The sequence below is a fragment of the Campylobacter sp. MIT 99-7217 genome (assembly GCF_006864365.1).
In the GTDB taxonomy this organism is placed as follows: domain Bacteria; phylum Campylobacterota; class Campylobacteria; order Campylobacterales; family Campylobacteraceae; genus Campylobacter_D.
Genome location: NZ_QHLJ01000009.1, coordinates 1 through 19,022 on the forward strand (window position 1 = coordinate 1; position 19,022 = coordinate 19,022).

Sequence of the window (19,022 nt, forward strand, 5' to 3'; positions counted from 1 at the left end):
AAGAGATGCTTCTATGGGTCGCTCCCAAGGACTTAACATTGATACCTTTTTACTTAAAAGTATCAAGGTGCAAGATAGCAATGTAGGAGCAAGTTATGGACATTTTACAGGTGGGGTTATAGAAGCTGAGACCAAAAGAGCTGAAAAAGACTTTGGAGTAAATTTTGCTTATCAAATTTCTCAAGGAAATGCAAATGACGGAGCTTTTTCTTTGACAAGATACCATGTTTATGGCACGGACGCACAAAAAAGAAATTTTTTAAACTCAAGCTCTGCTAGCAATCAACCTAAATTTGTAAAGCACTCATTTCGTTCAAGCCTTGAAAGTAAAATAAATGATAAATTTGGAGTGATAGCTAGTTTTACCACTACTCAAAGCTTTATACCTTTAAAAATTTATAGCGATACTAGCTTTAGCGCTGAAGAAAGAACCCAAAAACGCCAAAGCTATAATTTCTTTATCAAAGGAAGCTATCAAGCAAGTGATGATGTGTTGATCGATACAAGTTATGTTTATGCTCCTCAGTTTGGAATTTACTACCGAGATAGTGCTAAAAACTCAGAAACCACAATGAAAAATGGCGGTCATCAACTGGGCGCTGATCTTACTATAAATAACTCTCTTGGCTTTGCAAGTATCAATACTTCTTTTTCTTATATGGAAGAATCACGCCGTAGTGAATCAGCCATAGCTAAAGACTGGTGGTATTCGCCTAATGATAAAAACTGGGGCGATCCTGAGGATCGCTTTTCTTACGAGGGAAGTTTTGGTGATGAAGACAATAAACAAAGTGATTTAAGTCTTAAAATCGCTCAAAATTTTGAGCCTTACTATAATGATAGCTTTGAAAATGGTTTTAATATAGGGGCTGAGTTTTCTTATACTTATGCGTATTTTAAAAGGCTTAAAGACTCCTACTATGCCACGGGTGCAACACCTATAGAAGATCCAGCACAAAGTTGCAATGGTAATGAGTGGTGTTCAAGTGATCCTATATATGATCCTGAAAATGATTACCCTATAACTTATGGACAATACTTTGCTATACTTAATGAATACAGAGCAGGTAAAGCAAGTATGGATAATACCCAAAGTGCTGTATTTGCTGAAAATGAAAGTAAATTTGATCTAGGTAATAAAGGCGATATAAGTGCTAGGATAGGCTTAAGGGCTGATTATGATACCTATATGCAAAAAGCTCCTATTGCTCCAAGGTTTAGTGCAAACTATACAGCTCCTTGGGGAAAAGATGAGTTTAGATATAACACAAGCTTTACTTTTGGGGCAAACCGCTACTATGGACGCAGTATGTATTCATATAAATTTAATCAAAAAAAAGGATATTTAGAAAATTGGTATATGCGATTTGATCCTAGTTTAGATTGGAAAGATACAGCAGGTGGGGTAGTAATGGACACGAATGCTGATTTTTATGATTTTACAAAACTTAAAATCCCTTATGATGATGAGCTTATGTTTGGAGTGGTGCAAGAAGTAGGGCTTTTTAATATAAACACTAAATATATCCACCGCTTTGGACGCGATCAGGTGAGAAGATATAGAGTAGGCGATGCAGCTGGTGGTAGTGCTAATCTTTACTCTTATGATAATAGTGGTAAATCAGAAACAGATGTCATCACCCTTAGCATAATGAATAACACGCCTTTTATGGCTGGGGCAATGTCAAATTTCTTTAGTTTTGCCTTTGATTGGACAAATACAACCCGTTCATTTAATGATTATCAAAGCGGAAGTTACAATCCAGCTAATGATGATCATGTTATATATAATGGGGAGCGTTATAGACAAAGCACTTTGCCTGTTACAAATTTCGCCCAGCCTTTAAGCTTTAGATTTTCAACCACTCATGCTATCAATCTTTTGCGAACAGATTGGACTTTAAATAATTTCTTTAGGGTTAGAATGCCTTATAATGCAACCGCAAAAAAAGCAGGACAAGGAACTTGTGGGGCAGAAAATAATCCTTGCATTTATGAAGACTACCGCATAGCTTCTCGTTTTACTTGGGATTTAAGACTTGGTATAGAAAAGGCTGTGTATGGGAAAAATACCTTTTATACAAACATAGATGTTTATAATGTCTTAGATAAGGTCAATACCTCAGTTAATGCTGATAACAAAAATAGCCCAACGATAAGCTACGAACTTGGGCGTCAATTTTGGCTTGAGATAGGGTATAGATACTAAAAATTTATCTTAAGCAAGTAAAGCTAGATAAAACAAGCCTTTAAAAGTCAAAGTGTTTTTATGCTTTGACTAAGGCTAAAAGCGATCAAAATAAGCTTCAAGAAAGCATTTTCAAATAAAAGCCTTATAAATTTAGCCTAAAGAAGATACAAAACATATCCGCTTGCGTCTTTTTCCAAGCGGTAATTATACTTTCCGTCTAAATAAATCACTATCCTATAATACCCCTTATGAGAGCCAAAAACTATCTTTTTAAAAGGAGACTTATCAAAATCAAGGGTTTTTGTAGGAAAGGTGGAATTGTTTTGAAAATCAAGTATAATTTTACTTGGATTTCCTATAGTAAAATTTCCTACCATTTCATCTTTTGTAGCAAGTTTTATGCGGTTTGTGTAGTTTGCAAAACTGATGACATCATTAAGCTTGCCACTATCTAGCGGAAGTTCTATGTTTAGTGTTTGATTGCTTTCATTAGCTTGTGGGTTTGTATCTTGAGGCTTAGTTACAGAAACATCAAATATAGCTGATACAGCAGGGGCTGGCTTTAGCTTAGAAAAAGAAAATTCATCATGCCAATCAATGCTTTTGTTAATATCAAAATTTAGGCTCTTTTCCGTGCCATCAAGTGCGATATAATTAATCGTTATGCTTTTAAGAATCCTCGCATCTGAGTCAAATTTTACTGCCTGCTTATCAAAATTTTCTGGGGCAAGCATGCTTGTATTGAGATCTTGAACATTCATAAAGGGATTTTTATCCTGAGCATAAAGCATACTCAAAAAGGCTATAAAAAGCCATAAAATCTTATTTTTCATCAGGGTATAATCCTTTTAATTCAAAATAATCCTTCTGTGCCACAGCATTTTGCCCCTTAAGATAGGCTATCCTTTTTTCAAGCTCTTTTTTTGTGTTTTGCAGAGAAATCAAGGTTTCAAAAGAACTTTGTCCAAAAAACATATTACCAAAATAAATCGCCGCCACAACAGCAAGCACACCCCAAGAAAGAAGCTTTAAGATCTCCGTTCTTAGCTCTTTTTTCTTGGTTTGCTCATCATAAGCTTTTAATAATTCATTTTCTTGCAATATGCTATCACTCATCAATGCCCTTTAAAGCTTGTCCCCTAAAAACTCATCATTTTCAAGCTCGATCTCAAGCAAGCGGTTGTATTTTGCTGTCCTATCAGCTCTTGCTGGCGCTCCTGTTTTGATCTGTCCTGTGTTTAAAGCTACTGCAAAATCAGCGATAAAGCTATCCTCGCTCTCGCCTGAGCGGTGGCTCATAATGCATTTGTAATTATGCCTTTGAGCAAGGCGAACGGTTCGCATGGTTTGGGTCAGTGTGCCGATTTGATTTGGTTTAATCAAAACTGCATTTGCCATTTTTTTAATGATACCCTCACGCAAAATGTCCTCATTTGTAACAAACAAATCATCGCCCACAAGCTGAACTTTTCCTCCAAGCTTCTGTGTAAGCTTTACCCAGCCCTCATAATCATCTTCAGCCAAACCATCTTCAATGCTAAAAATAGGATATTTTGCACAAAGTTCTTCATAACGCGCGATAAGCTCATCGCTGGTAAGCTTCTTGCCCTCAAGTTCGTATTTGCCGTTTATGTAAAGCTCGCTACTTGCGACATCAAGGGCGAGTTTGATATTTTTTTCATAGCCAGCTTTTTTGATACAAGTCATCAAAAGTTCGAGTGGCTCGGTGTTGTTTGCTAAATTTGGAGCAAAACCACCCTCATCGCCAAGTGCGGTAGAATGTCCTAAATTTCCAAGCTCCTTTTTTAAAAGTGCGTAAATTTCACACACCGAACGCAAAGCTTCTTTAAAGCTTGCAAAACCAAAGGGCATGATCATAAATTCTTGAAAATCAATGTTGTTATTTGCGTGAGCACCGCCATTTATGATATTGCACATAGGCACAGGCAAAATGCTAGCATTTGCACCGCCTAAGTAGCGATAAAGCGGTATATTTAGTGCATTTGCAGTAGCTCTAGCTGTAGCCATAGAAACGCCCAAAGTCGCATTTGCACCTAAATTTGAGTAGTTTTTTGTCCCATCAAGCTCGCGTAAAACCTCATCAAGCTGAGTTTGATTGAGTGCGTCAAGTCCTATGATATTTTCGGCTATGCTTTCATTAACATTATCAATCGCCTTTAAAACGCCCTTGCCGCCAAATCTATCTTTATCATTATCCCTTAACTCAAGAGCTTCTTTTTTTCCGGTGCTTGCACCACTTGGCACTATAGCTTCGCCCTTGCTTCCGTCATTTAAGAAAATTTCGGTCTTGATCGTAGGATTTCCCCTGCTATCAAGCACTTCATAAGCTCTTACATCTTCGATTATAAGCATTATTCCTCCTCGCTTTGGCTATCTTCATCTTTGTCTGCTATCATCGCACTATCAAGACCTATAGAGCTTTGAATAGCACTAACGATCTCATCTGCGATTTTTGGATTTTCTTTGAGAAAGGCTTTTGCGTTTTCTCTTCCTTGTCCAAGTTTTTTATCCTTATAAGAAAACCAAGATCCGCTTTTATCCACAATATCAAGCTTTACCCCATAATCAACAATTTCGCCCTCACGGCTCAAGCCCTCGCCAAACATCACATCAAATTCAACCAGCTTAAACGGAGGCGCAACCTTGTTTTTAGCAACCTTTACCCTAACGCGGTTGCCGATAGACTCTTCATTTTGTTTTAATGTAGCTATCCTACGCACATCTAAACGCACAGAAGAATAAAACTTCAAAGCATTTCCGCCTGTCGTAGTTTCTGGAGTGCCATAGCCCATAGCACCGATTTTCATACGAATTTGGTTGATAAAAATCACAGTGCAGTTCATTTTATGCACGATACCGGTAAGCTTTCTTAAGGCTTGGCTCATAAGCCTTGCTTGAAGTCCTACATGCTGATCTCCCATATCGCCTTCAATCTCAGCCTTTGGCGTGAGCGCTGCGACACTATCGACTACGATAAGATCGATCGCCCCACTTCTTGCTATAGTTTCTACGATTTCTAAGGCTTGTTCGCCAAAGTCTGGCTGAGAAATGTAAAGATTATCCACATCTACGCCTAAATTTTTAGCATATTTTACATCAAGAGCGTGTTCAGCATCGATAAAAGCACAAACTCCGCCTGATTTTTGGCACTCAGCGATGATATGAAGTGTGAGCGTAGTTTTACCTGAAGCTTCTGGTCCGTAAATTTCTATGATCCTTCCCTTTGGGATACCGCCTATACCAAGTGCTAGATCAAGCCCAACAGAACCTGTTGAAATGGCTTCTATCTTTTCAACCTGCTTATCTCCAAGCCTTAAAATAGTGCCTTTTCCAAAGGTTTTATCTAAACTTTTTAAAGCTGCGTCGAGGGATTTTTTCTTTGCGTCGTCCATAAATATCCTTGAGATTACTTAAAATTTAGGGAAAATTTTACAAAAATAACTTTAATCTAAGTTTTATTTTTAATTTTTATTTGTAAAATTGCTAAAAATTTCTTAGGATTTAAAAGATGAAAAAAATCGTTGTCGCACACTCGCCTGATGCTGATGATATTTTTATGTATATGGCGATTAAATTTGGCTGGGTTGGGGAGTTTGCGTATGAAAATATCGCTCTTGACATACAAAGCTTAAACGAAAAGGCTTTGCAAAATATCTATGATGTGAGTGCCATTTCTTTTGGATTGTATCCCTTGATAGCGAGCGAATACGCACTTTTACGCACAGCAGTAAGCTTTGGCGAGGGTTATGGACCAAAGCTCATCAAGAAAAAAGGCGTGAGCTTAAAGCGAAATTTCAAGGTGGCTTTAAGTGGAGCAAACACCACAAATGCACTGATCTTTCGCATGCGTTATCCTGAAGCAAGGATAGTTTATAAAAACTTTCTTGAGATAGAAGGGGCTGTTTTGAGTGGGGAAGTTGATGCTGGGGTGCTTATCCATGAGAGTATTTTAGAATTTGATGAAAGCTTGTGCGTGGAGGCTGAAATTTGGGATATTTGGTGTGATTTTGCACCGGATTTGCCCTTGCCACTTGGTGGAATGGCTTTAAGAAGGTCCTTGCCACTTACAAATGCCATAAAGATAGAAAAGGATCTTACAAAAGCAGTTCTTATAGCCGATCATAATAGAAAAATCCTAGCTTCTATGCTCATGCAAAGAAATTTGATAAGGGTTGATGAACAAAAGCTTGATGTGTATTTGAATTTATACGCAAATAAAAACTCTATTAGCATGAGTGAAATTCAGCTTGAAGCCGTTGATAAACTCTTTGCTTTAGGATATGAGCATAAATTTTATGATAAGCTTATACATGCAAAGGATCATCTCATACCGCTTGAATACGAGCAAGCAAGATATGAGGATTTAAATTGATTTTTATAAATTTTAAGCTACAATTCAACAAAAAATAAGGAAATCACATGGAAAGCACCCTAGTTGCTGTGGGGGTTCAAACCTTCAAAGTTACCTTGCTTTTGTCCTTACCTATGCTCTTGGCTGGGCTTATTGCTGGGCTTTTGATCAGTATTTTTCAAGCCACAACACAGATTAATGAAATGACTCTTTCTTTTGTGCCAAAAATTTTGCTTGTTGTTGTGGTTTTAGTGTTTTTAATGCCTTGGATGATCAGCACAATGACGGATTTTACCACAGGTATTTTCAACCAAATTCCAACCTTTCTTAAATGATCATTGATTTTCAAAAATACAGCTCTGTGCGTATAGGAAAGCCTTTTGAAGTGCAGGTTTTAGATGAAATTTGCGATTTTAAAGGATTTTTAATAGGTGGGGCAAATAATCTTTTGATCTCTAATGAGCCTAAAAATTTAGGTATTTTAGGGAAAAAATTTGATTTTATCGAAATTTTAGATGAAGATACAAGCTCTTGCACGCTAAAAATCGGCTGTGCGACAAAATCAAGTCAAATTTATCATTTTGCCAAGCAAAAAGATCTTAAGGGCTTTGAGTTTTTGGGCAAAATTCCAGGACTTTTGGGCGGAATTTTAAAGATGAATGCTGGGCTTAAAGAGCATGATATCAGTAAAAATCTACTTCATATAAGAAGCTTTAAGGGCGAAATTTCAAAAGAAAAGGCAAATTTTTCCTACCGCTTTTGTGGGGTTCAAGAACCTATGTTTGAGGCTGTTTTTAAGCTAAAAAAAAGCTTTGATTTTGCTCTTGATGAGAGTTTAAAAACAGCAAGGGCAAATCAGCCAAGCGGGGCAAGCTTTGGTTCTATTTTTAAAAATCCAAAAGGAGATTTTGCAGGGCGAATGATCGAAGCTGTGGGTCTTAAAGGCTTTAGTAAAGGTGGAGCGATGATCAGCGATAAACATGCAAATTTTTTGATCAACAAAAAAAACGCAAGCTTTGAAGATGCATTTTTTCTAATCACTCTTGCAAAAAAACGCGTTTTTGAAGAATTTGGCGTGAGCTTGGAAGAAGAAGTGGTTATAATTTAAGATCTCTAGAACTTCTTAAACTCGTCTCATATAAAATCTTTGCAAAGTCTTGTAAAATATACATATAGTTTTGCTCCCCACTTTCCTTTGTAGGATAAAAGGTGATTTGTAAATTTTTACTTTCTATAATCTTATTTGTGTGCAAATCAATAAGCTTATAGTCTACATTTGCCTTTTGACTTGCCTCTCTTTTTGTATCATCTTTAAAGTCTAAAAGAGCGATAGAAAGTAAAAAATCAGCTCTTTTTTCATACATTCTTTGATTAGAGGATTCATAGGCTAATAAATTTGAAGATTCAAAAAGTATAAACTGCTCGCATTCAAGCAAGGAGCAAAAATTGCTTTTGGTTTGATAAAGTATATTTGTTTGTTTGTTTAAAAGCTCAAAGCCCTTTCTTTCATCAAGCTTTAAAACCAAATTTTCAAAAATATCTTCAGTAAAATCACTCGCATTAACATCATAAGACTTGAAAGAAAAATTAAAATTTGGTTTAAAAGCAAAAATTAAAGCCAAATCTCTTTTTGTGTCATCATATTTTAGTCGCTCATTATTAAGCTTTCTTTCATCTTCTGTGTTAAAAATTTCGGTCTGTTTGTCAAGATTGATTTGATTTTCTTGTTTCAAATCTATGAGTACAAAATCATCTTGCATATCTTTGAGGATAAATTTATGAGAATTTTCCTTGGCTAAAAGAATAGAACCAAAAATCAACAATGCAAATACAAAAATCTTCATCAAATTTTTCCTTATTTAAAAAAGGAAATTATACAAAAAAACAGCGAAAATAAAAAACTTTCTCTTATCTAAGCTCAACCCAAAAGGCTTTTAAAAGCTCAAAGGCATGATTTTGCAAGGCTTCATCAAAGCTTGCGGTGGCATTTTGGTGTAAGATTATTTTGGCATTTGGCAAGGCATTAAAGGCTAAGATGATATTGTGAAAGACGCAAATATGAGAGATGAGCCCTGCAAAATGAAGCTCATCAAAGCCCTCATCTTTTAAAAAATTTGCAAGTTCTAAGCTACCAAAAGAACCTTTTTTAAAGATCTTAGCCCTTTGTAAAAAGCTTTGAAATTCAGCTGGCATTTTATGACCCATTGCACCTTCTTGGCAGTGAAGCACAGGTAAATTTAAGCCCTCCTTAGTGCTTAAATAATCCTTTTTGTGAGTATCAAGCGTAAAGATAAGATCCCCTTCAAAATCCTTACAAAGCCTTAAAATTTCATCTTTTATCTTAAGTGCGCCCTCAAAGCCAAGAGAGCCATCTATAAAGTCATTTTGATAATCAACTATTATTAAAGCCTTTTTCATAGCCTTTTCTTTAACTTTCAAAAGTTCTAAGCTCCCTTGCCAAAAAAGCTTTCTTTGTGTATATTGCTAAAGGCGGTTTTTAGGCTGGTAAAAAGCTTAGGATTTTCTTTTTCTAAGCTTGCTAAAAGTGCTTTGGCTTCTTCTCTGGCGTGTGGGAATTTGATATTTCTGGCGCTTAATTTCATGCCCGGACAAAACTCATTGCCAATTACTTGAAGTTCGTTTTTGCTAGCATTTTCTCTTAGCTGTCTTTCGCGAACAAAGATCAAAGGACGGATAACAGTAACCCCTCTTTTGCTCTTATAAATGGGGGCAAGGCTTCTTAAAGCCCCATTATAAATGAAGTTCATAAAAAAGCTCTCAGCCGCATCATCTAAATGATGAGCAATGGCTAGCTTATTAAAGCCTTTTTCAAGAGCGTAGCTGTATAAAGCACCTCGCCTCATTCTTGAAAAATAGCTACAAAAGCTTGAGTTTTTGCGTATGGTGTCCTCTGAAATTTCATAGATATTTGAATCAAGCACGCTATGTTTAATGCCGTGTTCTTCGCAGTGTTTGTGTAAATGCGAATAATCCTCGCCCATGCCATAGCTCAAAGTTACAGCCTCAAGCTCAAATTTAAAAGGAGCGTGAGCTTGCATTCTTTTTAAAAGATGAGCAAGAGCTAGTGAGTCCTTGCCTCCGCTAAGCCCTAAAAGTACTCTATCTCCATCTTCGATAAGCTTAAATTCAGCATTTGCCTTAGCTACTTGGCGTATGAGTTTTTTGCTAAGATCGATCATAATTTTTCACACATTTTCAGCACAAAATTTGCAGAAATTTTAGCCGAATTTACCACAAACTCATCAAAATCAAATTCAGCCTTTTCTCCAGCCTCATCACTCATGGCACGCAAGATAAAGCAAGGCACTTTCAAAGCCTCGCAAACTAGAGCTACACTAGCTCCTTCCATTTCGCAAGCATCGGCTTTAAAAATACTTCTGATCTTTTCTTTTTTAGCCTCATCACAGATAAACTCATCGCCTGTTGCGATAATGCCTGTGTGAAGCTTTATGCCAAGCTCTTTGGCTACTTCTAAGGCTAGGGAATTTAGCCTTTCATCGGTTTTAATGAAAATTTCATTTCCCGGAACAAAGCCCAAGGGATGTCCAAAAGCTGTTATATCTAAATCATACTGACAAAGCTTGGTCGCACAAAGTAAATCGCCTATCTTTAAGCTTGGATTAAAAGCACCTGCAACGCCGGTAAAAAGCAAAGCCTCAGCCTTAAATTTTTCTATCATCACGCAAGCACTAAGCGTAGAATTTACCTTGCCGATTTTTGAATAAGCTAAGATAAGCTCGTGATTTTTATAATTAGCCGTGTAGTAGCTGTTGTTGGCATAATCATGCTTTTCATAAACTTTTAGAATTTCAAGTAAGGGGGTGATTTCTTCAGGCATAGCGCCTAAAATGGCTATTTTCATTATAAAACCTTTAAAAATTCGTCAATTTCGCTTGGATTTGTCAAAGAATAAGTAGGCTTTGTGGTGATTTTTTTATTAAGCCCTTTAAGCACGCTAGCACCACACTCTACGAAAAAATCCACTTCATTTTCCACATTTAAAATACTTTGCTTGTAAAGCACAGGGCTTGTAAGCTGGAGTTTGAGTAAGGTTAAGGCTTCATCTTTGCTCGAATAAGCCTTTGCACTCACATTTGAAATCACAGGCTCAAAACTTGGCTTTAAAACCTTTTCAAGCTCGGCACAAAGCTTGTTTGAAGCATTTTCTAAAAGCGGACAATGACTTGCCACGCTCATATTCAAAAGCATAGCCCTTTTTGCACCAGCTTCCTTAAAAATACTTTCAAAGCTTGCTAGATCAGGCTTTAAGCCTGCTACAACGATTTGTCCCTCGCAGTTATAATTTGCCGCAAAGATCTTTTTGCCCTCATTTTGAGCCTCTTGACAAATTTGCTCCACCTGCGTATCGCTTAAACCCAAAATAACCATCATTGAAGCTTCTATCTTAGCACAATCTTCTTGCATAAAAAGCCCTCTTTGACGCACAAGCTTAAGTGCATGGGTATAATCAAAAGCCTTATTTATACCAAGTGCTGAAAATTCGCCCAAAGAATGCCCCAAAGCAAATTTAGCCTTTAAATCAGGCTTTTTTTCAAGCAAAGCAAAATAAGCCATGAAAGAATTTAAAACAATGGCAGGTTGAGTGAATTCACTTTTATTCAAATCCTCATTTTCCGTAAAAAGCAGGCGTTTAAAATCAAGCTTGCAAGCCTCGCTCGCCTCTTCTAAAAACTGCCTTGCCTTGCTAGAACTTTCATAAAATTCCTTACCCATGCCAAGGCTTTGTGAGCCTTGACCTGCAAAAATAAAAGCAAAACTCATCAGTGGCAACCACAACCGCCGTTTCCGCCACAGCAACCGCCACCGCCGTGATGATGATCATGATCATGGTGTCCATGTCCACCACAACCACAACTATGACTTCCTGCCACAATACCTGTTAAAATTTCATCTTCAGTAGCCGGACGAGAATCAAGCAAACTTAAGCTAAATAATAAATCTTTACCAGCATAAGCATGATTATAATCAATAACCACATCATTATCCTTAATGTCTTTTACAATTACTCTCACGCTTGATCCATCTTCTCCCTCGCCAAAAAGCTCCATACCTACCTTAAGATCTATGCCAGCAAATTGCTCTTTTGGTAAGGTTTGAATGGCACTCTCATCATAATCACCCATAGCTTTTTCTTTCTTGATCACAATATCAGCCTCGCCCGGACAATCAAGCTTCATAATCTCTTCTTCCAAACCCTCAATGATCTGTCCCTTGCCTAAGATAAAAGATATAGGTTGTGCATAAAGATTTGATTCTAAAACCTCTCCTGTTTTTGCATCTTTTAACTCATAAAACATTGAAATAACACTATTTTTTTCTATAGCCATTTTTTCTCCTTTGATTAAATTTATTTACGATTTGGTGCGGCTTTTGCCTGCGGAGTATTTGGATACTCGGCTTTTAAAGCCCTGTAAAAACCATTTGCTTCCTTAGTATTTCCCACCTTATCAAGGCTTATAGCTGTGTGATACAAAAGCTCGGGCATATATTTTGCTTTAGAATAAATCATCGCACTTTTTTTATAATACCCAATAGCATTTGCATATCTTTTTTGCTTATATTCTATCTCTCCAAGATAAAAATTTGAAGCTGCTGGTTTATAATTTTTTGAGATCAAATACTCAAATTTATCTTTTGCCCTATCTAAAACAGAGGCATCTTTACTTTTAAATTCTTTCATAGCAAGCTCTAGCAAATCATCAGGATCCATTTTTTTCCAAGATTCATCTTTAGGCTTTGCTGTGCTTTTTGGTTTTTCTTTACTTTGGTTTGATTCTGAAAATTCAGGTATTTGAGTTAAAACAGGCTTGCTTAAATTTGAATCTGTTTTTCCTAAATACGCATCTAATAACTCACTAAACTCGTTTAAAGCTTTTTTAATCTGTTTATTATTTGCCTCTTGAATTCTTCTACTTTCTCTTACATAGGCTTTTAATTCGTTTAATTCTTTGGTTAAATTTTGTTCTATACTCTCTGCGTTATTGAGTCTGGAATTTGTTTTACTATACTGAGCATTAAGTCCTTCAACTAGGCTTTGAAGTCCATCTATCTTTTCATCAGCTGTACTTAGCCTTGAACTAACTTGCGAATATTGTCTGTTGAGATTGTCTAATCTATCTTTAAGAATTTTTTCGTTTTGAGTTAAACCATAATCAGAATTGTTGATATTTCCAGCATCAAAGGCTGAAGTTTCTGCATAAAGAAAAGTGGCTCCAAAAAGAGCCACAAAGCTTAATGTTTTTTTCATTTAGTATAATTATAGACCAACTTTGATTTCTGCACGACGATTTTTTGCATCGCATTCTGCTGTTCTGTCTGTACAAACAGGATTTGTTTTTCCGTAGCTTTTTACTGAAATATTTTTTGAATTAATTCCTAAAGTAACTAAAGCTCTTTTTACAGAATTAGCTCTTCTTAAACCTAAAGCTTGATTATACTCACCTGTTCCCCACTCATCGCAGTTTCCTTCAACTGTGATTTTCGCATTATTTGCTTGATTTTTAAGCAAATTTGCACCCTGATCTACAACAGCTTGCATATCGCTTCTAATGTCGTATTTGTCAAAATCAAAATAAACTTTGCCAATACCATCAGCTAAATTCACGCCACCAAAAGAATCAGCTGATCCACTACCAGCACCTTGTCCTTGCTTTGCAGTAGCATTTTCATCTACCCTAGGACTTTTAGGAGCACAACCGCTCACGATCATAGCAAAAACTGCAACTGAGATTAAAAGAAGTTTCTTCATCTTTCCTACCTTTCAAAAATTAATGTGTAAGCATTATAACGAATTTTTATTAACTTTGTCTAAAAGCTACCAATCAATTGACTGAATTTTACCAACTTTTAACGGAAAGTAAAAACTTTTATTTGCATTTACTCTGATAATACCTAGTGCCGTTTGTTCACCCAAATACTTAATGAAAACTATACTTCCGCCATCATTTGAAAACCTTGGAAATAAATTTTTTCCACTAGCCGTAAGCTGTCTTATATAATCACTTTTGCTACTCATTAAATAAATATTAAACACGCCGTATTGATTTGGCTCACGACTTGAGTATACAATATAGTTTTGATAAGTAGAAACATGGTTATTATTTCGTCCATGAAAAACAAGCTGTTCTGCACTTGAGTTGCCTATCTTTTGCACAAAAATATTTGGATAGCCCAAACGATCGCTTACAAAAACAACTCTTGTATCATTATCAATAAAATTGCCATTAACATCAATACCAGAATAATTAGTGATCTTTTCTAATCTCTTAGCTTTTAAATCATAAAGATAAACATCGGGCTGATCTTGAGGCGCCATTGTGGCTAAAATCTTAGTTCCATCTTCTGAAACATCAGAAGCAATGAGCATGCCAGAGCTTGATAATAATCTTGTGGCTTTGTTTGTATTCAAATCAAATTTATATAAGGTTGGGATATTTTGATCATAAGCGGTATAGAAAAACTCGCTTTGTTCTTTGTTTGCCCATTTTGGAAATAAATTTAATCCCCCTGCTATGATTACTTTTTGATAAGTTAAAGTATAATCAGCAAGAATGATTTGTGTTTTTTTAGGATTATTATTTCTTGCGATCAAAATTTTATGATCCATCCATTCAACCGGAGGAAGTCCAAGGGCACTCACAGAATCTTTCACGCCCTTATGTGCTAAAAATGGATACTGATCAATTTGAGGCAAAATATAGTTTTTATCTGATTTTATCTGTGCATCAGCTTTTATGATGACATTTAAATTTAAGCCCTTAGAATCTTGCTTTAATATATATTCAAAAACATAATTACCTTTCTCATCTCCACTTGTTAAAACTTCAAAATTTGAACTTACTTTTAAGTCATTTAGTAAAATATTATAAAAATTTTTTTGCAAAACTGCATCTTTTAAATTTGACTTATCTTTGACGACTACCTTTGGTAAATTTACTCCTTTATTAACAATCAAAAGCGTATCATCAGAATTTGCAAATACAGACGCTACAAAACATAAAAATACTGCGAAAATTTTTTTCATTCTCTTACCTCCATTAAAATTTCATCACTTAATCTTGCTTGTCCCTCATAACGACCATCAGGAGGATAAACTATAAATTTACCCTCTAAATTTTTTAAAAATTCTAGAACTTTATTATCAAATTCTTCATTGTAACTTTTAGAAACCGAAGTATATCCAAATTTTCCGTTACTATCTATAAAGAATTTAAGCTCTACGGCAAAATTTCCACTTCTTTGATAAAGTCCCCAGTTTTCCTCGAGTTTTCTTTTCACCGAGCCAAGAAATTGATCGTAAATTCCTGTTTTTTGCTTTTGAGAGCTTTCTCCTTGAGGGGTGTTTTCTGGGATAAGATTGTCATTGAGTTGTTTAAAAAGTTCGCTAGCACTTTTTTGAGAACTTGCTTTAGGTGTTGATTTTGCGGAAGATTGCACGGCTGTACTTTGTTCTTCTTGAAAATCTTTTAAATTTCCAAATAAAGAATTGATATTACTAGCACTTTGCTTTTCTTGCTTTGTCTCAACAGCCTTATTAGTTGTTTCTTGTCCTTGCTTTTCTTGTTCTTTGGCTGGATTTTCTTTTTCTTGGTTATTTTGGGTTGGAGTCTTGGGAGTAAAACTACCCAAATCCACATCAATAAAGCTATCCTTTATATCTGTGTAATTAACTATACTTTTATAATCTGAAGCAATTTTAAAAAATATAAAAAAAACCAAACCCATATAAACGAGCAAGGAAAGTAAAAAAGCATTTAAAGAACCTAAACCATAGTCTTTCATAGCTTACTCCGTTTGTAATGCAACCTTACTAAAACCTAAATTTTTTACACTCCTTAAAACAAACATCACATCATCATACTTTAAATTCTTATCAGCTCTTATAAAAACGGGCTCATCAAGCTTAAATTTAGACTTCATTAAAGAAAGATTGTCCGCAAAACTAACAAAATTAAATTTATTCTTATCAATAAAAATTTCTTTTTGTGCATTAATGCTAATGATAAGACTTTTAATATTTGCATTAGAAGAACTCTTTTGCGAACCTTGAGGAAGATTTATTTTCTCCTCGTAAGTGATACTTGGGGCTGTTACCATCAAAATGGCGAGCAAGACAAGCATGATATCTACAAGTGGAGTGATATTTAGCTCAGGTTTTTCGTCCAAAAAACTCATCTAACCAAAACCTTAATCTCACTATCAATAACACTTATAAGCTCAAAGGCTTTTCTTTTGATAACAAGATGAAAGCTATATGCAGGAATGGCAACTAAGATCCCACAACCAGTAGCAACCAAAGCCTCACTGATCTTAGGAGCTATAAAGCTTAAAGAATTTTGACTTCCAAGTCCTCCAAAGGTTTCAAGTATAGAAACAACAGTTCCAAAAAGACCTATAAAAGGAGAAGTTGAAGCGATGATACTTAGCCAAGTAAGCCCCACACTTGCTCTTTTTTCAGCCAAATTCTTATAAATTTGTAAATTATTTTGATCGTTTGAAGTGGAATTTTTTAAGATAGATTCCGTTCTTGAAGGATCAACCTCGCCTCTTAAAAAATACTCCAAACTTTCCTTTTCCTTAGCCGTCCAAACAGCCAAAAAGGTAAGCCTTGCAAATAAAATCGCAAAACTAAGTATAAAATAAAAAGAGAGCCAAATCAAAACCACATAGGTAATTAAACTTGAATCTTTGAAAAAATTTATAATAATAGAAAAATCTACCATCTACTGCCTATGGTTATCAATCTTCGCAAAAGTTGCAGCTAGAGCTGCACTATCTGAACTCATGGATTTAACGAGTTCTTTGGCTTGAGCTAAATTTTTAGAAATTTCACTATCATCGCTTCCATTGATAGCTACTGCTCCCTTAGCTAAAACGCTTATATTTAACTCATTTACTTCGGCATAACCAGCATCTATAGCAATAAATTCGTGGCTTGAATCTGCCTTTTCAATATCAATAACCCCAGCTTTCAAAGAAGCGATTAAAGAGGCATGTCCTTTAAGAACACCAAATTCCCCCTCGCTTCCCGGAAGGACAACAAGTTTTACATCGCCTTTAAAAATCATACCAACTGGTGTTACAATTTCTAAATGTGTTAAATCACTCATATTTAACCCTTAAGTTTTTCAGCTTTTGCAATGGCTTCTTCTATATTTCCTACCATATAAAAGGCATTTTCTGGTAAATGATCGTATTTACCCTCCAAAATTCCCTTAAATCCTGCTATGGTATCTTCTAAGCTAATATATTTACCAGGGCTTCCTGTAAAGACCTCTGCAACAAAGAAAGGTTGAGATAGGAATTTTTCTATCTTTCTTGCTCTTTCAACCACAAGCTTATCTTCCTCACTAAGTTCGTCCATACCCAAAATAGCAATGATATCTTGTAGGTCTTTATATTTTTGAAGCACAGATTGAACCCCGCGAGCTACCTTATAATGCTCTTCGCCTATGATTTGTGGATCAAGCATTCTTGAAGTACTATCAAGTGGATCAACGGCTGGATAAATTCCTTTTTCAGCTATGGCTCTATTTAAAACCGTAGTAGCGTCAAGGTGAGCAAAAACAGTCGCTGGAGCTGGGTCTGTCAAATCGTCTGCTGGCACATATACAGCTTGAACTGAAGTAATAGAGCCTTTTTTAGTCGAGGTAATTCTTTCTTGAAAACGACCCATTTCGCTAGCTAAGGTTGGCTGATAACCAACAGCTGATGGGATTCTTCCAAGAAGGGCTGACATTTCAGAGCCTGATTGAGAAAATCTAAAGATATTATCAATGAACATCAACACATCAAGTCCCATTTCATCTCTAAAATACTCAGCCATAGTAAGTCCTGTTAAAGCAATGCGGTTTCTAGCTCCTGGTGGTTCATTCATCTGCCCGTAGCATAGAGCAACTTTATCTAAAACATTACTTTCTTTCATTTCATTATAAAGATCGTTTCCCTCACGAGTTCTTTCACCAACCCCTGCAAATACCGAATATCCACTATGCTTAAAAGCAACATTGTGAATAAGCTCCATGATAATAACGGTCTTTCCAACACCTGCACCACCAAAAAGTCCTACCTTTCCACCTTTTTGATAAGGAGCTAGCAAATCCACAACCTTTATACCCGTTTCAAAAATCTCGCTCTTAGTGCTTTGTTCTTCAAAACTCGGTGGATCTCTATGAATAGACCACTTCTTATCAAAGCTTAGCTCTTCACCCTCATCGATAAGATCGCCTGTTACATTAAAAATTCTACCTAAAACCTTTTCGCCTACTGGAACGCTGATAGAAGAACCAGTCGCCTCAACAGATAAACCTCTAGTTAAGCCATCGGTCATATCCATAGCAATGGTCCTAACCCTATCATCTCCCAAATGTGCAGCAACTTCTAGAACAAGCTTGTTTTTCTTGCCTTCTACCTCAAAATTTACATGAATAGCCTCATTGATCTTTGGAAGATATCCTCCGCTAAAGTCAACATCTACAACAGGTCCCAAAATTTGCGAAATAAATCCTTGCATATCATCTCCTCTTATTTCATTGATTCTACGCCACTGATGATTTCTGTAAGCTCAGTGGTAATATTTTCTTGTCTTGCTTTATTGTAAGCGAGATTAAGCTCTCTTACTCTTGCTTTGGCATTATTTGTCGCACTATCCATAGCCTGCATTCTAGCACTATGTTCAGCCGCCAAAGAATCAATCAAAGCAAAATACATATTGTATTCAAAATAAGTTTTAATCAAGTCATTTAAAAGCTCATCACTTTCTGGTTCGAGATCTAAGGCTGATTTAAACTCTTCTTCATTATCAACCTGCAAAGGTTTTACAGGAATTAAATAATTTGTTGCTAGTTCCTGAGAAATCATGTTCTTGTAGCCATTATGAACTAAAACAACCTCATCACTCAAACCCTTAGTGTAATCATCGACTATATTATGAATAAGCTCGCAGGCTTTTTCATAATCAGGACTAGAACTTAAGCCATAATGCTTCTCTAGAATTTCAATGCCCTGAAAATTAAAAAATTCTATACCCGTTTTTCCAATAGCTCTAAGTCTTACTTGTATATTTTGCGATGCATACTCTTGTCTTAGACGATTAACCTCTTTAATTGTTTTAATATTAAAGCCTCCGCACAAGCCCTTATCAGCGGTAATGAATACAATATCCACAACCCTAACATCTTCTTTTTTAGTAAAAAAAGAAATTTTTTGCTCTTGCCCACCAAATTTATTGAGCTGAAAAGAAATTTCAGAAAGAATTTCAACGATTTTACGAGCATAAACTTTTGATCTTCTTGCTACTTCTTTTGCTTTATTGAGCTTAGCAGTAGAAACAAGTTTCATTGCCTTTGTCGTTTTTTGTGTGTTATTAACACTTTTTATTTTTCTTTTTATCTCTTTTAAATTAGACATAATAAAAAG

The 19,022-nt window shown here is 35.8% G+C and carries 23 protein-coding genes; 4 read left to right on the forward strand and 19 right to left on the reverse strand.

From position 1 onward, the window contains the following. Positions 1-2,209, forward strand: a 2,209-nt coding sequence (locus DMB92_RS09185) for a TonB-dependent receptor (RefSeq protein ID WP_185900179.1), incomplete at its 5' end; no start/stop codon positions are given. A 137-nt stretch (positions 2,210-2,346) separates the two neighbouring features. On the opposite strand, the gene DMB92_RS07480 is transcribed toward DMB92_RS09185, so the two are convergent. The 4 genes from DMB92_RS07480 to recA form a co-directional block, all read right to left on the reverse strand. Then, a complete protein-coding gene (locus DMB92_RS07480) occupies positions 2,347-3,024 on the reverse strand; it encodes an AMIN domain-containing protein (protein WP_142682437.1) in 678 nt (225 codons plus the stop codon). Beyond that, on the reverse strand, positions 3,014-3,166 hold the full coding sequence (locus DMB92_RS09430; protein ID WP_260604784.1) for a hypothetical protein: 153 nt from the start codon (positions 3,164-3,166) through the stop codon (positions 3,014-3,016). The genes DMB92_RS07480 and DMB92_RS09430 overlap by 11 nt, the downstream gene beginning before the upstream one ends. Before the next feature lie 150 nt (positions 3,167-3,316). After that, positions 3,317-4,564, reverse strand: a complete 1,248-nt coding sequence (eno, locus tag DMB92_RS07490; protein ID WP_142682439.1) for a phosphopyruvate hydratase — start codon at positions 4,562-4,564, stop codon at positions 3,317-3,319. Further along, positions 4,564-5,604: a recombinase RecA gene (gene recA / locus DMB92_RS07495; RefSeq protein WP_142682440.1), complete on the reverse strand. Its 1,041-nt coding sequence runs from the start codon at positions 5,602-5,604 to the stop codon at positions 4,564-4,566. Before recA ends, eno begins: the two co-directional genes overlap by 1 nt. 116 nt (positions 5,605-5,720) lie before the next feature. Between recA and DMB92_RS07500 the strand changes: the two genes are divergently transcribed. Genes DMB92_RS07500 through DMB92_RS07510 form a run of 3 tightly spaced genes read left to right on the forward strand, consistent with a single transcriptional unit; the run spans position 5,721 to position 7,671 of the window. Continuing rightward, positions 5,721-6,584 (forward strand): menaquinone biosynthesis family protein, encoded by an 864-nt coding sequence (locus DMB92_RS07500; RefSeq protein WP_142682441.1) that lies wholly within the window; start codon positions 5,721-5,723, stop codon positions 6,582-6,584. A 47-nt stretch (positions 6,585-6,631) separates the two neighbouring features. Beyond that, on the forward strand, positions 6,632-6,898 hold the full coding sequence (gene fliQ, locus DMB92_RS07505; protein ID WP_142682442.1) for a flagellar biosynthesis protein FliQ: 267 nt from the start codon (positions 6,632-6,634) through the stop codon (positions 6,896-6,898). Further along, a complete protein-coding gene (locus DMB92_RS07510) occupies positions 6,895-7,671 on the forward strand; it encodes a UDP-N-acetylmuramate dehydrogenase (protein WP_142682443.1) in 777 nt (258 codons plus the stop codon). Before fliQ ends, DMB92_RS07510 begins: the two co-directional genes overlap by 4 nt. Here the strand turns inward: DMB92_RS07510 and DMB92_RS07515 are convergent. The 15 genes from DMB92_RS07515 to atpG form a co-directional block, all read right to left on the reverse strand. Next, complete coding sequence (locus DMB92_RS07515) at positions 7,661-8,407, reverse strand: hypothetical protein (protein ID WP_142682444.1); 747 nt, start codon at positions 8,405-8,407, stop codon at positions 7,661-7,663. The genes DMB92_RS07510 and DMB92_RS07515 overlap by 11 nt on opposite strands. 64 nt (positions 8,408-8,471) lie before the next feature. After that, the gene (locus DMB92_RS07520) at positions 8,472-8,981 is read right to left on the reverse strand and encodes a cysteine hydrolase family protein (RefSeq protein ID WP_142682498.1); all 510 of its coding nucleotides are present in this window, start codon (positions 8,979-8,981) and stop codon (positions 8,472-8,474) included. Positions 8,982-9,007: 26 nt separating this feature from the next. Then, positions 9,008-9,763 carry a tRNA 2-thiocytidine biosynthesis TtcA family protein gene (locus tag DMB92_RS07525; RefSeq protein WP_142682445.1) on the reverse strand — a complete coding sequence of 252 codons (756 nt, stop codon included), beginning with the start codon at positions 9,761-9,763 and terminating at the stop codon, positions 9,008-9,010. Then, positions 9,760-10,449, reverse strand: coding sequence for a 5'-methylthioadenosine/adenosylhomocysteine nucleosidase (locus tag DMB92_RS07530; protein WP_185900180.1), 690 nt, complete (start codon positions 10,447-10,449; stop codon positions 9,760-9,762). The genes DMB92_RS07525 and DMB92_RS07530 overlap by 4 nt, the downstream gene beginning before the upstream one ends. Next, positions 10,446-11,366: an ACP S-malonyltransferase gene (gene fabD, locus DMB92_RS07535; protein WP_142682447.1), complete on the reverse strand. Its 921-nt coding sequence runs from the start codon at positions 11,364-11,366 to the stop codon at positions 10,446-10,448. The genes DMB92_RS07530 and fabD overlap by 4 nt, the downstream gene beginning before the upstream one ends. Further along, positions 11,366-11,932 (reverse strand): peptidylprolyl isomerase, encoded by a 567-nt coding sequence (locus DMB92_RS07540; RefSeq protein WP_142682448.1) that lies wholly within the window; start codon positions 11,930-11,932, stop codon positions 11,366-11,368. The genes fabD and DMB92_RS07540 overlap by 1 nt, the downstream gene beginning before the upstream one ends. A gap of 20 nt (positions 11,933-11,952) precedes the next feature. Continuing rightward, positions 11,953-12,852 (reverse strand): tetratricopeptide repeat protein, encoded by a 900-nt coding sequence (locus DMB92_RS07545; protein ID WP_142682449.1) that lies wholly within the window; start codon positions 12,850-12,852, stop codon positions 11,953-11,955. A 9-nt stretch (positions 12,853-12,861) separates the two neighbouring features. Continuing rightward, a complete protein-coding gene (locus tag DMB92_RS07550; protein ID WP_142682450.1) occupies positions 12,862-13,353 on the reverse strand; it encodes an OmpA family protein in 492 nt (163 codons plus the stop codon). A 66-nt stretch (positions 13,354-13,419) separates the two neighbouring features. Beyond that, on the reverse strand, positions 13,420-14,628 hold the full coding sequence (tolB, locus tag DMB92_RS07555; protein ID WP_142682451.1) for a Tol-Pal system protein TolB: 1,209 nt from the start codon (positions 14,626-14,628) through the stop codon (positions 13,420-13,422). Beyond that, positions 14,625-15,386: a TonB C-terminal domain-containing protein gene (locus DMB92_RS07560; protein ID WP_142682452.1), complete on the reverse strand. Its 762-nt coding sequence runs from the start codon at positions 15,384-15,386 to the stop codon at positions 14,625-14,627. The genes tolB and DMB92_RS07560 overlap by 4 nt, the downstream gene beginning before the upstream one ends. Before the next feature lie 3 nt (positions 15,387-15,389). Beyond that, positions 15,390-15,779: an ExbD/TolR family protein gene (locus DMB92_RS07565; protein ID WP_142682453.1), complete on the reverse strand. Its 390-nt coding sequence runs from the start codon at positions 15,777-15,779 to the stop codon at positions 15,390-15,392. Further along, a complete protein-coding gene (locus DMB92_RS07570; protein ID WP_142682454.1) occupies positions 15,776-16,327 on the reverse strand; it encodes a MotA/TolQ/ExbB proton channel family protein in 552 nt (183 codons plus the stop codon). The genes DMB92_RS07565 and DMB92_RS07570 overlap by 4 nt, the downstream gene beginning before the upstream one ends. Beyond that, the gene (gene atpC / locus DMB92_RS07575; RefSeq protein WP_142682455.1) at positions 16,328-16,714 is read right to left on the reverse strand and encodes an ATP synthase F1 subunit epsilon; all 387 of its coding nucleotides are present in this window, start codon (positions 16,712-16,714) and stop codon (positions 16,328-16,330) included. Positions 16,715-16,716: 2 nt separating this feature from the next. Beyond that, complete coding sequence (atpD, locus tag DMB92_RS07580) at positions 16,717-18,117, reverse strand: F0F1 ATP synthase subunit beta (protein WP_142682456.1); 1,401 nt, start codon at positions 18,115-18,117, stop codon at positions 16,717-16,719. Positions 18,118-18,128: 11 nt separating this feature from the next. Continuing rightward, the gene (atpG, locus tag DMB92_RS07585) at positions 18,129-19,013 is read right to left on the reverse strand and encodes an ATP synthase F1 subunit gamma (protein ID WP_142682457.1); all 885 of its coding nucleotides are present in this window, start codon (positions 19,011-19,013) and stop codon (positions 18,129-18,131) included. Positions 19,014-19,022: the final 9 nt, after the last annotated feature.

Excerpts from the sequence above, each read along its gene's own strand:
- DMB92_RS07480 (WP_142682437.1), bottom strand. The coding sequence starts at position 3,024 with ATGAAAAATAAGATTTTATGGCTTTTTATAGCCTTTTTGAGTATGCTT.
- DMB92_RS09430 (WP_260604784.1), bottom strand. The coding sequence starts at position 3,166 with ATGTTTTTTGGACAAAGTTCTTTTGAAACCTTGATTTCTCTGCAAAAC.
- eno (WP_142682439.1), bottom strand. The coding sequence starts at position 4,564 with ATGCTTATAATCGAAGATGTAAGAGCTTATGAAGTGCTTGATAGCAGG.
- recA (WP_142682440.1), bottom strand. The coding sequence starts at position 5,604 with ATGGACGACGCAAAGAAAAAATCCCTCGACGCAGCTTTAAAAAGTTTA.
- DMB92_RS07500 (WP_142682441.1), top strand. The coding sequence starts at position 5,721 with ATGAAAAAAATCGTTGTCGCACACTCGCCTGATGCTGATGATATTTTT.
- fliQ (WP_142682442.1), top strand. The coding sequence starts at position 6,632 with ATGGAAAGCACCCTAGTTGCTGTGGGGGTTCAAACCTTCAAAGTTACC.
- DMB92_RS07510 (WP_142682443.1), top strand. The coding sequence starts at position 6,895 with ATGATCATTGATTTTCAAAAATACAGCTCTGTGCGTATAGGAAAGCCT.
- DMB92_RS07515 (WP_142682444.1), bottom strand. The coding sequence starts at position 8,407 with ATGAAGATTTTTGTATTTGCATTGTTGATTTTTGGTTCTATTCTTTTA.
- DMB92_RS07520 (WP_142682498.1), bottom strand. The coding sequence starts at position 8,981 with ATGAAAAAGGCTTTAATAATAGTTGATTATCAAAATGACTTTATAGAT.
- DMB92_RS07525 (WP_142682445.1), bottom strand. The coding sequence starts at position 9,763 with ATGATCGATCTTAGCAAAAAACTCATACGCCAAGTAGCTAAGGCAAAT.
- fabD (WP_142682447.1), bottom strand. The coding sequence starts at position 11,366 with ATGAGTTTTGCTTTTATTTTTGCAGGTCAAGGCTCACAAAGCCTTGGC.
- DMB92_RS07540 (WP_142682448.1), bottom strand. The coding sequence starts at position 11,932 with ATGGCTATAGAAAAAAATAGTGTTATTTCAATGTTTTATGAGTTAAAA.
- DMB92_RS07545 (WP_142682449.1), bottom strand. The coding sequence starts at position 12,852 with ATGAAAAAAACATTAAGCTTTGTGGCTCTTTTTGGAGCCACTTTTCTT.
- DMB92_RS07550 (WP_142682450.1), bottom strand. The coding sequence starts at position 13,353 with ATGAAGAAACTTCTTTTAATCTCAGTTGCAGTTTTTGCTATGATCGTG.
- tolB (WP_142682451.1), bottom strand. The coding sequence starts at position 14,628 with ATGAAAAAAATTTTCGCAGTATTTTTATGTTTTGTAGCGTCTGTATTT.
- DMB92_RS07560 (WP_142682452.1), bottom strand. The coding sequence starts at position 15,386 with ATGAAAGACTATGGTTTAGGTTCTTTAAATGCTTTTTTACTTTCCTTG.
- DMB92_RS07565 (WP_142682453.1), bottom strand. The coding sequence starts at position 15,779 with ATGAGTTTTTTGGACGAAAAACCTGAGCTAAATATCACTCCACTTGTA.
- DMB92_RS07570 (WP_142682454.1), bottom strand. The coding sequence starts at position 16,327 with ATGGTAGATTTTTCTATTATTATAAATTTTTTCAAAGATTCAAGTTTA.
- atpC (WP_142682455.1), bottom strand. The coding sequence starts at position 16,714 with ATGAGTGATTTAACACATTTAGAAATTGTAACACCAGTTGGTATGATT.
- atpD (WP_142682456.1), bottom strand. The coding sequence starts at position 18,117 with ATGCAAGGATTTATTTCGCAAATTTTGGGACCTGTTGTAGATGTTGAC.
- atpG (WP_142682457.1), bottom strand. The coding sequence starts at position 19,013 with ATGTCTAATTTAAAAGAGATAAAAAGAAAAATAAAAAGTGTTAATAAC.